The following is a 12,732-nucleotide window of genomic DNA, read 5'->3' as shown; positions in this document are numbered from 1 at the left end:
AATATGACTGAATCTGTTAGTAAGTCAGTGGGCGAAAACTATTTCTATTCGTACATTCCAAGGCTTATCCACATAAAGGCGTGTATAGTAGAGGTACTGTCACCTTATGAAAACATCTCTCGCAATCGGTAAACCGATGCACAAACAATCTTCACTGTCCCTTTTATTGCAAAATAAATAACCCTGAGCAAAGCGAATGGGCTTTGTTCAGGATTATTTATTTTACTTCCAAACTTCCTTTGCAACATCTACGATAAACTTTAATTTCTCCCATTGCTCATCTTCTGTCAGCTTGTTGCCATGATGTGTAGAAGCGAAGCCACATTGTGGGCTAAGGCACAGTTGTTCAAGTGGCACATACTTTGCCGCCTCCTGAATACGCGCTTTAATCGTTTCTTTGTCTTCTAGTTTACCGTCTTTCGATGTGACAACACCAAGGACGACATTTGCACCTCCGTTTGGTATATGGTCCAATGGTTGAAAGTCTCCTGAACGCTCATCGTCATATTCCAAGAAGAAGCCATCTACTTTTTCCTTCGCGAATAATGTTGGTGCAATCAGTCCATAGCTACCTTGGAATGCCCACGTCGATTGGTAATTTCCACGGCATAAGTGCGTTGTGACGATTAAATCTTCCGGCTTTCCTTCCAACACACCGTTGATGACACGTAAGGCTAGATCTATAAATTGTTCTCTTGTATAGCCTTGATCGCCGAACTGAAGATCAGGCGAAGAAAGTGCCGCAATGTAAACATCATCCAATTGTAAATAACGAACGCCCGCATCGTAAAAGGCTTTTAACGCATCTTGATAAGCTTTGATGATATCCACCGCATATGCTTCGTAGTCGGGATATACCGCTGCGTTGAAAATATCAGGATGGAATAATTGGTTCGGGCTCGGAATCGTTTGTTTGGCAACCGCACGACCATCGACAATTTTATTGAATTCGACAAAGTCCTTAATGAAAGGATGATCTGAATTAAATGAGATTTTTCCCGTTGTACGAATGTTGTAGCGTTCAGTTTCTACACCATCAAACTCATAGCCCGTTTCTGGCACATAACCTTCGATGCCATTTAGATGCTCCAAGAAGTCCAAATGCCACCATGTACGTCTAAATTCACCATCCGTCACAAGCTCCAAGCCGACTTCAATTTGCTTATCGACAACACGCTTAATTTCCTGCGTTTCAACTTCACGTAATTGTTGTGCTGTAAGCGTACCTTCTTTGAATTCTTTTCGAGCTTGGTGCAAATTATCTGGACGTAGTAAACTTCCTACGTGATCTGCTCTGAATGGCGCTTTCGTTACAGTAGTTGATGTATTTGTCATGGTAAATTCCTTCTTTCTATTTTTAGTAGTAAATGATGATCTTATAGTAAGAGCACAAATGAGTGCTGCTACTTGCTTATCTTGGGGCAGTATCGCGAATGAGCGTACTGTTTGATTAATCCATTCGACATAAATTCCCTCCCTATTTCCTTGAAGGTAACAGTCTCCAGATAGAACAAAAAAACCTCTTCTACAATTCAAGAAGAGGTTTTGGCAATTTCGCTTTTTGCTCTTCTTATCTTCAAGCTACAAGCAAAATGCTTCGGCTTCTGGAATTAGCACAGTACTAAAAAAGTCTGTTGCTGAGGTATCAAAGGGCCAGTCCCTCCACCTCTCTGGATAAGAAAGTTACGTATTCAGTTGGTAGCTCATACTTTACATGCCCCTAAATAGAATGTCAACAGGTAAAGTGAAAACTATTTTAAATTGACATACTATTCGTTCAGATTAATGCTTCATCTCACTCCGCAATTTCCGATGTTCACGACGTGCTGGTGCCGTGTCGAACAAGCTCTTTTCAACTTCCGTTTCCGGATAAATACCCGGCACTGGCGTAGGTTTATTGTTTTCATCCATAGCAACCATCGTCAAAAAGGATTCTGTTGTCAATTTCGTTACACCCGTTAATAGATTCATTGAATGGACAGATACGAAAACCTCCATCGACGTTCTTCCCGTTGATGTGACAATTGCTTCAAGCTCTAGCACATCACCGACACGTGCAGATGACATGAAATCAACTGAATCAATTGAGGCAGTAACAACTGCCGTATTTGAGTGTTTCATTGCCGTAATTGCAGCAATTTCATCTATATAGGCGAGGACCTGTCCCCCAAAAATCGTCTGAAGGTGATTGGTATCTGGCGGTAAAACTAGTTTCGTCTGGATTGTGCGCGATTGGCCCATAGGTCTATTTTCTATCATCGAATTCTCTCCCTAGTAACATTACTTGAATACAGTATACACCTAATCAGGCATTTTCCACGAACTGAAAACTGAAAATCGATTAGGGAGCTTTTAGTAACTGTCAAGATAAATCAACATGCCTTCCACCGCCAAAAAGGACACCCTTCGCAAGGGTGTCCTTTTAAACCATATCCGCCAGCAACGCATACACGCGCTTCATTTCTTCTTGCATCTTCCACTGGTCGACCGCCAGCCATCTGCAGTGAATTGCATTGCCTTCAAGCCTCGTTATACCGGCCTTCAATCCCTCTTCAATCCGCAACGTTTCCTGCAATGCGCGCACATCAACATCCTTGGCATTCGGCGAAACAAGCCAAATGGAACCGACATACATCGCTCCCTCAAGGACACCTATGCTACCAAGGTCAACATCCTGCGGTGCAAAATGTAGCGAGTCAAAAGCGATCAACTCATCCTCAACGAAAATCTTAAAATTCGACCGAAATGATTGATAATCAAATACCTCACCACGTTTTTCACGTCCAGGCGCGACAATCTCGCCCCATAATATCGTCGCATCATCCGCAACTCGTAGCGTTGTGTCCACTTGAAATTTCGCGTCAACAAATGGAATAAGCACCTCAGGCATCCACTCCAAACGCGAACGTTCCGCAAGGTCGACCTCGATTGTAAACAGGCATATATCACCCGTATGCGACGGATAGATTTTCAACGCCGATTGCTGCGTCAACCGTACTCGACTATCTGGTCCAAGCTTCACTGTAATATCATTGCGATCCCCCGATACCATCCCGCCAGACGACTCCATAATATAGACGGTCGCAGTCGGATCTTGTCCTTCGTACAATTCCCGACTCGCCTTCAACGGAGGCTGTTGGTAAACATGCGGCATCCGTGTAAAGCCTCTCCTTAATTCGAATGCCATATCCAGTTTCCCGTGATGGATGGCGCGGGTTGGTTTAAGCACCTGCACCTTCCAACAGCATACTGTGCTTGATCCAATCGACTACTTTATCAACATTTTTCTGCGTTCGTACATCCGTGAAAATATATGGACGACCATTACGCATTTTTTTTGCATCACTATCCATCAATTCAAGATCCACGCCAACATACGGAGCTAAATCAGTTTTATTAATTAATAATAAATCTGAGCGCGTTAATGCTGGACCGCCTTTACGCGGAATATCCTGACCTTCTGCAACATCAATGACATAGATATAACCGTCAACAAGCTCAGGGCTAAACGTCGCAGACAAATTATCGCCGCCACTTTCCACAAAGATAATATCCAAGTCGGCAAAACGGTTTTTCAGTTCATCTATTGCTGCAAAGTTCATCGAAGCATCTTCACGAATGGCTGTATGCGGGCAACCTCCCGTTTCAACACCTAAAATGCGGTTCTCTTCCAACACACCACTATTTATTAAAAATTGAGCGTCTTCACGTGTGTAAATATCATTCGTAATGACCGCCACATTATAGTCTTTATGCATCACACGTGTAAGTTGGTCGACGAGCGAAGTTTTGCCCGATCCAACTGGTCCACCGATGCCAATACGTACTGGTTTCATAAAATAACTCCTTCCAAATCAAGAAATAAACAACCTCGAAAACAAATATTCATGCCGCATTGAAGCGAGCTCAATGCCAAGTGCATTATTGCTAATATCGGCTAACTTCAACGTTGACACTAATTCCGCCGCCTTCGTCACCTGTTCAATCAAAGCATATGTCACTTCCACGCCCGTCGTTTGCCCGAATGGCACCGCGCGGACTGCATTTTGAACAAGTCCATTAAGTGTGGCAAACAAATACATCATCACTGCCTGATGCATACTGACGCCAGTTGTCGCGCTATAAATCCCATAGAGAATAGCGTAATGTCCTTTAATCTCTTTCCTTTCAATCCGAGCTTGCCACTCAGCAAGAAACACATCCGTGCCAAGTGGAGACACAGTTTTAATGAACTGTCTGCCAAGATTGACACTCGCTTCGCGTGATTCCTTCGCCAGCTTCATGGCTCCGCATAATTGCTCCAAATAGAGAAGCTGCTCAACATCTTTTTTCTGAGCTGCCGCATATGCTTCCTGTATTAAAATCGCATCCCCACGCACCAAATTATGAAAGAGAAACGAGGTACAATAAGCAATCAAATCCTCTTTTGTTCGGATGATATCTTCTTGGATGTACGTCTCCATTCCATACGTCTGTGTAAAAGACCCAATTGGAAATGCAGAATCGTGAATCTGCATTAACCGTAAAAGGGCAAGATCAGTGGGAATGTCCGCGATATTTGAATGGTTGTTTGAAGCGTCTTTCCGTTGTTTCATATGCAACACCCACTTCATCTAACAATTTATTCAATGTGTGGTCTGCCCGCACAATGACTTCGTTTTCTTCAATTAATGCTGGAGTATGGCGATTTCCAAGTTCGAAAGCCGTTTTCCCCATCTCCGTCATATCTTTCGGGCTAATAACGATGACTGGCTCCATTTTTGTGCGAAGTGCGATACGACGGTCGTCGTCTTCAAATAAGATATCACCATATTGAAGTGGCTCTTCCTGGTCAATTCTCAGTGCGATATCTGTCCCTTGATCCGTTTCAGTACGCAGAATGCGCTTGCTCAATTCCTCCCAGTCAAGCTCAATCCACTCCGTCTTTTTTCCTTCAATTTCTTCGTGATGTCCCACATTACCAATTATTTTTTCAATAAGCATTTGTTAATCTCCTTTTACTTAAAATAAGAAGTATCGCTGCGCCATCGGAAGTACACTTACCGGTTCGCAAGTCGCCAAGACACCGTCAATTTTCACTTCATATGTCTCTGGATTGACGTCGATTTCAGGTGTTTCACTATTATGCTTCATGTCTGCTTTTCCTATGTTACGGCAGTTTTTCACCGTACCAATCATTCGCTGTAAACCGAGTTTTTCTGGAAGACCTTCTTCCACTGCAATTTTCGGTAAAAATGTCATTGCTGCATTTTGTGGCCCTTTACCATGAAAACCATACATACGACGACCCATCATCGGTTGCGGTGTCGGAATTGAAGCATTCGGATCACCTGTCATAGCGTACACTGCGATTCCGCCTTTAATCACAACTTCTGCTTTGACGCCAAAGAATGCCGGATCCCATAAAATAATATCCGCAAGTTTTCCTTCTTCAATAGAACCAACCTCATGACTAATGCCGTGAGCAATCGCTGGGTTAATGTTTAATTTTGCAATATAACGTTTCACACGATAATTATCATGATCTTTTCCTTCGTCTTGTGGAAGAGGACCACGCTGTTTTTTCATTTTATCAGCCGTTTGGAACGTACGAATCGTCACTTCACCGACACGGCCCATCGCTTGTGAATCTGAGGACATAATACTGAGAATCCCCATATCCTGCATGATGTCTTCCGCCGCAATTGTTTCAGGACGGATACGCGAGTCAGCAAATGCCACATCTTCTGTTACATCGTGTTTCAAATGGTGACAGACCATCAGCATGTCTAAATGCTCGTCTATCGTATTTGTCGTAAACGGTTTTGTTGGATTCGTCGATGCGGGTAAAATGTTCGAATATCCCGCCAATTTCAGCTGATCCGGTGCATGTCCGCCCCCTGCTCCTTCTGTATGGAAAATATGAATGACACGGCCGTCAATCGCCGCAATCGTATCTTCCACAAAACCTGCCTCGTTGAGCGTATCAGAGTGAAGCGCGACCTGAATATCATATTCATCCGCCACCGTTAGACTCTGATCGAGTGCAGCGGGAGTCGCACCCCAGTCTTCATGTATCTTCATGCCGATTGCACCAGCCTGAATTTGTTCAATAATCGGCTCAGGAACAGATGCACTTCCTTTACCAAGAAGACCGACGTTAACTGGTAAATCTTCAACCGCTTGCAACATCCGGTGAAGATGCCATACACCCGGCGTGACACTCGTAGCCTTCGATCCCGCTGCCGGGCCCGTCCCACCACCGATAAATGTCGTCGTTCCAGCATTCAGTGCTGTTTCAACCTGTTGAGGACTAATGAAGTGAATATGTGTATCAATGGCACCCGCTGTCGCGATTAAGCCTTCACCCGCATACACTTCCGTTCCCACGCCAATAATCATATCCTGATCAACGCCATCCATCGAATTCGGATTACCAGCCTTACCGACCCCAATGATACGACCATCTTTAATTCCAATATCTGCTTTGACAATCCCTGTGTAATCAATAATCATGACGTTCGTAATGACCGTGTCTAGCACACCTTCATCACGTGTGTTTTTACCATTCTGCCCCATCGATACACGCAGAGATTTTCCACCGCCAAAAACACCTTCATCACCGTAAGTCGTATAATCTTTTTCAATTTCAATCCACAAGTCTGTATCTGCAAGACGGATTTTGTCACCGACTGTCGGACCGAACATTTTTGCATATTGCTCATGTGTAACCTTCATTTGTCCTCCGCTCCTTTAAAACCGCCCTCTATTGCCTTGTCCAAAATTTCATCCTTATTATGCGTCGAGCCTTCCGTCAACTTATTCAACCCAAACACATGGCGTTTTCCGCCGAACTCCGTCAGCTCAACTTCCTTCTCTTCACCTGGTTCAAAACGCACGGCTGTACCAGACGGAATGTTCAAGTGCATCCCAACCGATTCCTCACGATCAAACGTCAGGTATTTATTGACCTCAACAAAGTGAAAGTGGGAACCCACCTGAATTGGGCGATCGCCTGTATTTGCGACGCGAACCGTTTTTACTGGACGCCCAACATTAATTTCAATCACGCCTTCTGCTGGCCTAATTTCTCCTGGAATCATGGATGAATCCTCCTTTTATTGAATTGGGCGATGGACCGTCACAAGCTTCGTCCCATCTGGGAATGTACACTCAATCTGCACGTCGCTAATCATATCGCCAACGCCTTCCATAACATCGTCAACCGTCAACACCTGTTTGCCTTCACTCATCAGCTGTGCAACCGTCTTACCATCGCGCGCGCCTTCCATGATGAAATGGCTAAGTAATGCCATCGATTCTGGGTAATTTAACTTAACCCCTCGTTCCTTCCGCTTAAGCGCGAGTTCTCCCGCCACGTGAAGAAGCAATTTCTCCTGTTCAACTGGTGATAGTTTCAATTCAAAGCACCTCATTTTTTTGTGTGATAAATAAACCAAACTAATTCAAATTAGACAGGCTTCCTTATTGCGTATTCCTAACTCTCTTTGTGTTTTATAATTACTGCAAGAACATACAGCGTAGGACGAGCGTCCCATCGGTTGGGGCCCATTTACAGTGGGCGGAAGAAGTTTTTTGTCGAATGATGTCGGAGGTTGTCGTTGACTATCTAATTATAAAGTATTTCATTTGTTTCTTCAACATTCCAACAATTCGAGGCGAAGTTACAAATAAATAAAGACACTAATTTTATGGATTCATACTTTATTAATCTACCCATAAGCGAAATTTTTCAAACAAAAAAAGCCATCTCTATATGCTGGAAATGGCTTCAAAAAATCATATTTCATAACGGCGAACTGCACAAAGATTACTCTCTAGGCTCGATCCTTTTAGCTTAATCACTTCCACTGATTTCCCCGTGCAATGTGAATGCAGCAATAGGCCATTTCCCGCGTAAAACCCGACGTGTCGAACATCTCCTTGTCCTTCATCAGCGAAAAAAAGAAGATCTCCCTTTACCCAACATGCTGGATTATCCATCGGAATTCCCTTGCCTCCACACACTTGATCACTAGCATCTCGCGCAATTATATAGCCACAAGCCCTCAACATATTGTAGGTGAAACCGGAGCAGTCATAGCCGTATGAAGATGTCCCGCCCCAAAAATAGGGTAGATCGAGGAAAGCAAAACCCTTATGTACCGCTTCGGCCGCGGACCTTTTAGGAAATCGGTGAATGGACGGTGCTATCTCCACATCATGCTTCGACAACAACGCATCGCCGTCTGGTGTACTTACACACACATACTCACCTGCTTCATCCTTATAAGGCAACACTGTATTGAATGCAATCACGCTAGTTGGTGAGCCATCTGTATGCCAGAGCTGCGCTTTCCCAGCTATCACTTTGGCAAATCCTTGCGCATGAATGGGTTTCGCTTCCTTCAATTGCACAAGTGGCACCCATCCCGGATAACCACGTACATCCTTTTTCGACGGCTGCCAAACAGCAATGATTTTCGCCCAATCTCCGTGAATACCTTCGACAATAACCGGCTCGCCATATAACAGCTGTGTCTGTACACGATTTCCTTCAAACAGGTCTAGCCGTACTTCAAATGTCAGCTGCTCCAGCCATTTTGTTAATTGAACTGGATTCCCTGTCCCTGCCTGGTCAATCGTTCGCGATGATTCAGGTGACGTCCACACTGTCGCTACCGGGACCGCACAATACCACGTGTTCACTTTCTCCGCTCTCCTCTCAATGAACCCTCATACCAGTGCCGTAAAGCCAGTTTCAATCAGCTGTCAAAAGCTAATCAGTAATCGATAAAATTCACTCCGCCTATTACTTATCACTCTACGCCTGGCAAAATGGTCAACGTCCGATTATCCGCGTCGAGCCTTGCCTCCACACCAAGTGGTATCGCAAAATGCGGCTCGCAATGACCGATTTTGAACCCTTTCACAACCGGCTTACCAAGGTCTCGCAAATAATGGTCAATGACGTCATCAAGTGTTAGTGATTCGTCCTGATCTTGTGGTGCGGCATCCGCAAAATCACCAATCATAAATCCTGCTGCAGCCTCTAATTTACCCGCCAATCGCAGCTGATTGAACAAACGGTCAACTTCATAGGGCTCCACACCCACATCCTCCACCAGCAGCAATTTACCTTTCGTATCCACTTCAAATTTCGTACCAATGCCACTTGCCAATAAAGACAAATTTCCACCAACTACTTCACCTTGTGCTATACCACCAGATACTGTCTCAAGGGGTCCAATCGCTTCTGTGTAATGAAGTTCAATTGGCTCAAATAACTGTTGAAACATTTTCGCAGACAATTCATGGAACGAGTCTTTCGCAACATTCGTCGCCAGCATTGGGCCATGGAACGTCACAAGATTAGAATACAATCCCATCGCAGTATGCAAAAATATAATATCACTAAATCCCCAAAATACTTTCGGATTTTCCCGCATCAGTTGATAATCAATTTTATCGGCAAAGCGCGCTGAACCGTAACCTCCTCTTGCACAAAAAATCCCTTTAATCGTTGGATCGGCGAACATATCTTGCAAATCATTCAAACGTTCCTCATCCGTTCCAGCTAGATAACCGTTCACATTTTTCACGCTGTTGCCAAATCGCCATTGCAACCCTAAACTCTCCAAAAATGCCAACGAACGATTTAATCTTTCTTGATTCGGCGGACCTGCCGGCGCAATAATACCAATCGTATCCCCTTGTTGTAAACGCTGTGGTCGTATTTTCACTATCTTCTCTTCCCCTCTATATGACAAATCGTATTTCTTATGATAACTTAGCCATCTTAAGTTTATCATACGCAACATGCACACATCATTATGCCAACACTAAAATCTGTTACGTCCGCTGGAGGCTGACGCTTCGCTTTCCATTCAATCGAATTTGCTAAATAAAAATAAAAATCTGTGAGGGAAATACTCCCCCCACAGATTTTATAAAAACTTATTATTCAGCAATCGGTGCATCAGCAGTTACTTGAATATCATTTAAATATAGACCTGTTCCATCACCAATCGCATAGTTTTGTACGCGATTATTAACCGGTACAACTAGTGAACGGTATAGCGTCGGGAACACGGGAACTTCTTCAACCATCAGTTGTTGCCACTCATTGTAGATTGCTTTACGCTTTTCTACGTCAAATGCTTCTTCAGAAATACCTGCCGCTAGTAAACTAGCATTTTCCTCGTTTTCCCAACGTGAGAAGTTATACAAAGCATTGTTAGCGTACAATCCGTTTGGATCTACGTCAATACCTACACCCCAAGCACCTGCATAAATATCAACAGCTGGATCGTCATTACCTTTGTTACCTACGCGATCATAGAAGCTATTGAACTCATGTAAACGGCCATCTAATAGTTCTACTTTCAAGCCTACAGCTTCCCATGCTTGGATATAATACTGCGCCAATGGCTCAGCAATATCATCACCTGACATAGAAGCATAAGACATTACTAATGGGTTACCATCTTTATCTTCACGGATACCATCACCATCAACATCTTTGTATCCAGCATCTTCTAGAATTTGTTTTGCTAACTCAGGATCATACGCAGCGCCTGGGTTTGTTGCATCGTGGAACTCTGGGTGGGACGGTGGGATTAGAGTTGTTGCTGCCCAACGTAGCCCGTGATAGAATCTATCACCTACTGCATTATTATCTACAGCGTGCCACATTGCTTTACGAAGATTTTTATCTGCCATTTTCTTCGTCGGATCATATTTTACAACTTTATTTTCAGCATCCCAAGTACCTAGTTTAAATCCAACATACGAATACGCACGGTCAATTGCACCAAGGAATTCGACGTTTGACATGTCAGCATTGTCTGGGTATTGAGTAACTGGGAAGTCACTCACTGTGTCTACTTCACCTTTTTTCAACGCTTGCACAACAACGTTCGGATTGATAACTTTTAATGTAACTGTGTCAAGCTTTGGAGCACCACGCCAGTAGTCTTCGTTCTTCGTAAATGTAACAGATTCACCAGGAGTAATTGTGTCTACTTTAAACGGACCAAAACCAATTGGATTTTGACGTACTTCTGGAGAAGAAGAAATGTCTTTTACCGCCATATCTCCAAAGATATGCTTCGCAAGTGGATACGTCCAAATTCCACCTGTGATCAACGACGGCGTTGCTTCTTTATACGTAATTTTCAATATTTTATCACTCACAACTTCAATACCAGAAATCGTATCTGCTGTACCAGCAATATATTCATCCATACCTTCAATGTTCGTTACATCTCCAGCACGCGGACCATCATATTCAGGATGTGCTATAACTTGGTGCGCAAATAACCAGTCTTCAGCTGTAACCGGCTGACCATCATGCCAGTTAACATTGTCTTTAATCGTGAATGTGAATGTTCTGTTGTCTTCGGATGTTTCATACGTTGCAGCACCATCATTTGTGTACACGTAGTTTTCATCCCATGTTAAGAATCCTTCGTCAAACCACTGAAGAACTTGTGCATCAGGATTACCTGAATAGAAGTTAAAGTTCAACGTTCCTTCAAATGCAGTATCGGAAACGAGTCCAAATGTAAATGAACCACCTTCGATTGCTGTTCCCTCATTTGTTTTAATGTTACTGAAATCATCAATTGAATAGAGTTTTTCGCCGCTATCCTCTTCTTTTTCTTTCTCCTCTTCTTTCGGCGTATCTGCCGGCTTGTCACCTGAATCTGCTGGCTTTGCATCATCAGTCTTATTGCACGCAGCTAAAGCGAGCAGCAAAACAAGTAGCATTGCGAACAAAATTTTACTTGCACTTTTCTTCCCTACCATATCAATCTCTCCCCTTTCTTATCCTCTTCTTTGCCTTGCGTCAGTCGCACGTTTTAACGCTTGACCGACATTATTTATACTCAACATCAGTACTAAAATTAGTAAAGATGCAGGCAACCAAATCCACCATCTAAATTCCAACGTTTGCGGGTTTCTTGCATAACTAACGAGTGTCCCGAGACTCGGTGTGCTTTCAGGAAAACCAAATCCTAAAAACGATAGGCCTGATTCCAATCCAATATTTGCTGCTAAATTCAAAGTCATAGAAACAATAATAATGGAGCTTAAATTAGGCAGCACTTGCGAAAACATAATTTTAAAATTCGAGGAACCAAGTGTCTTGGAAGCTTGAACATAGTCCAGCTCTCTTTCCTGCAATGCTTTCGATCTTATTAACCTTGCTTTTCCCATCCACAAAAAGGCCGTCATGATCAAGGAGAATGACAAAATCGAATATTTTGGCATAACAGATACAAATACAATAACAATCATCAAGAACGGTAAAATCATGAAAAAGTCTACTGTTCGCATTAAAACATTATCGACCTTCCCGCCATAATACCCCGAGATCAAACCAACCAAAATCCCGATGACGCCTGTCATGACTGTCACGAGAATCCCAATCGTCAGTGAATTCCGCGTCCCTATAATCAATTGTCCGAAAACATCGCGCCCACCATGATCCGTCCCCAGCCAAAACTGCTCGGATGGAGGCTTGTGAATAGAGAACAAATCAACTTTAACAATTTCACTTTGATCTAAAAATAGCGATATACCATAAACGAACGCCATAATCAGTATAAGAAAAACCAATGACACAAAGGCTAATTTATCGCGGACAATTTCACGCCAAATTATATGCCAACCAGATGGACTTCTATCATCACTATGGGTATTATCAGGTAATTGAGCAATTTTCATTTCCAACCTTAATCACCTCAA

At 43.3% G+C, this 12,732-nt stretch carries 13 protein-coding genes and 1 riboswitch; all 13 genes read right to left on the bottom strand.

From position 1 onward, the window contains the following. Window positions 1-222: 222 nt before the first annotated feature. The 13 genes from R2B77_RS11880 to R2B77_RS11820 all read right to left on the bottom strand — a co-directional run bounded on the left by R2B77_RS11880 (window position 223) and on the right by R2B77_RS11820 (window position 12,711). Entirely contained in the window at window positions 223-1,335 is a 1,113-nt protein-coding gene (locus R2B77_RS11880; protein ID WP_203248365.1) for a 5-methyltetrahydropteroyltriglutamate--homocysteine S-methyltransferase, read from the bottom strand. A 232-nt stretch (window positions 1,336-1,567) separates the two neighbouring features. After that, window positions 1,568-1,681: riboswitch (SAM riboswitch) on the bottom strand. 101 nt (window positions 1,682-1,782) lie between these two features. Continuing rightward, window positions 1,783-2,259, bottom strand: coding sequence for an acyl-CoA thioesterase (locus R2B77_RS11875; RefSeq protein WP_203248364.1), 477 nt, complete (start codon window positions 2,257-2,259; stop codon window positions 1,783-1,785). A gap of 163 nt (window positions 2,260-2,422) precedes the next feature. After that, complete coding sequence (locus R2B77_RS11870; RefSeq protein ID WP_203248363.1) at window positions 2,423-3,229, bottom strand: urease accessory protein UreD; 807 nt, start codon at window positions 3,227-3,229, stop codon at window positions 2,423-2,425. Then, a complete protein-coding gene (gene ureG / locus R2B77_RS11865; RefSeq protein WP_203248362.1) occupies window positions 3,222-3,836 on the bottom strand; it encodes an urease accessory protein UreG in 615 nt (204 codons plus the stop codon). Before ureG ends, R2B77_RS11870 begins: the two co-directional genes overlap by 8 nt. 18 nt (window positions 3,837-3,854) lie before the next feature. Next, window positions 3,855-4,595, bottom strand: coding sequence for an urease accessory protein UreF (locus R2B77_RS11860; RefSeq protein WP_203248361.1), 741 nt, complete (start codon window positions 4,593-4,595; stop codon window positions 3,855-3,857). Further along, complete coding sequence (locus R2B77_RS11855; RefSeq protein ID WP_203248360.1) at window positions 4,537-4,983, bottom strand: urease accessory protein UreE; 447 nt, start codon at window positions 4,981-4,983, stop codon at window positions 4,537-4,539. The genes R2B77_RS11860 and R2B77_RS11855 overlap by 59 nt, the downstream gene beginning before the upstream one ends. Window positions 4,984-5,001: 18 nt before the next feature. After that, window positions 5,002-6,717, bottom strand: a complete 1,716-nt coding sequence (gene ureC / locus R2B77_RS11850; protein ID WP_203248359.1) for an urease subunit alpha — start codon at window positions 6,715-6,717, stop codon at window positions 5,002-5,004. Further along, the gene (locus tag R2B77_RS11845; protein ID WP_203248358.1) at window positions 6,714-7,082 is read right to left on the bottom strand and encodes an urease subunit beta; all 369 of its coding nucleotides are present in this window, start codon (window positions 7,080-7,082) and stop codon (window positions 6,714-6,716) included. Before R2B77_RS11845 ends, ureC begins: the two co-directional genes overlap by 4 nt. A 15-nt stretch (window positions 7,083-7,097) precedes the next feature. Next, on the bottom strand, window positions 7,098-7,400 hold the full coding sequence (gene ureA / locus R2B77_RS11840) for an urease subunit gamma (RefSeq protein WP_203248357.1): 303 nt from the start codon (window positions 7,398-7,400) through the stop codon (window positions 7,098-7,100). Window positions 7,401-7,779: 379 nt separating this feature from the next. Then, window positions 7,780-8,688, bottom strand: a complete 909-nt coding sequence (locus R2B77_RS11835) for a C40 family peptidase (protein WP_203248356.1) — start codon at window positions 8,686-8,688, stop codon at window positions 7,780-7,782. Between the two features lie 110 nt (window positions 8,689-8,798). Further along, window positions 8,799-9,722 (bottom strand): S66 peptidase family protein, encoded by a 924-nt coding sequence (locus tag R2B77_RS11830; protein ID WP_203248355.1) that lies wholly within the window; start codon window positions 9,720-9,722, stop codon window positions 8,799-8,801. 217 nt (window positions 9,723-9,939) lie between these two features. Next, window positions 9,940-11,790, bottom strand: a complete 1,851-nt coding sequence (gene opp4A, locus R2B77_RS11825; RefSeq protein WP_203248354.1) for an oligopeptide ABC transporter substrate-binding protein — start codon at window positions 11,788-11,790, stop codon at window positions 9,940-9,942. Window positions 11,791-11,808: 18 nt separating this feature from the next. Then, complete coding sequence (locus R2B77_RS11820) at window positions 11,809-12,711, bottom strand: ABC transporter permease (RefSeq protein WP_212391716.1); 903 nt, start codon at window positions 12,709-12,711, stop codon at window positions 11,809-11,811. Between the last annotated feature and the right edge of the window lie 21 nt (window positions 12,712-12,732).

It is taken from the genome of Sporosarcina beigongshangi (genome assembly GCF_033485195.1).
GTDB lineage: Bacteria > Bacillota > Bacilli > Bacillales_A > Planococcaceae > Sporosarcina > Sporosarcina beigongshangi.
The sequence above is the reverse complement of the archived record's forward strand: the minus strand, read 5'-3'. Positions and strand labels throughout refer to the sequence as shown.

Excerpts from the sequence above, each read along its gene's own strand:
- R2B77_RS11875 (WP_203248364.1), bottom strand. The coding sequence starts at position 2,259 with ATGATAGAAAATAGACCTATGGGCCAATCGCGCACAATCCAGACGAAA.
- R2B77_RS11820 (WP_212391716.1), bottom strand. The coding sequence starts at position 12,711 with ATGAAAATTGCTCAATTACCTGATAATACCCATAGTGATGATAGAAGT.
- R2B77_RS11880 (WP_203248365.1), bottom strand. The coding sequence starts at position 1,335 with ATGACAAATACATCAACTACTGTAACGAAAGCGCCATTCAGAGCAGAT.
- R2B77_RS11845 (WP_203248358.1), bottom strand. The coding sequence starts at position 7,082 with ATGATTCCAGGAGAAATTAGGCCAGCAGAAGGCGTGATTGAAATTAAT.
- ureC (WP_203248359.1), bottom strand. The coding sequence starts at position 6,717 with ATGAAGGTTACACATGAGCAATATGCAAAAATGTTCGGTCCGACAGTC.
- ureG (WP_203248362.1), bottom strand. The coding sequence starts at position 3,836 with ATGAAACCAGTACGTATTGGCATCGGTGGACCAGTTGGATCGGGCAAA.
- R2B77_RS11855 (WP_203248360.1), bottom strand. The coding sequence starts at position 4,983 with ATGCTTATTGAAAAAATAATTGGTAATGTGGGACATCACGAAGAAATT.
- R2B77_RS11860 (WP_203248361.1), bottom strand. The coding sequence starts at position 4,595 with ATGAAACAACGGAAAGACGCTTCAAACAACCATTCAAATATCGCGGAC.
- opp4A (WP_203248354.1), bottom strand. The coding sequence starts at position 11,790 with ATGGTAGGGAAGAAAAGTGCAAGTAAAATTTTGTTCGCAATGCTACTT.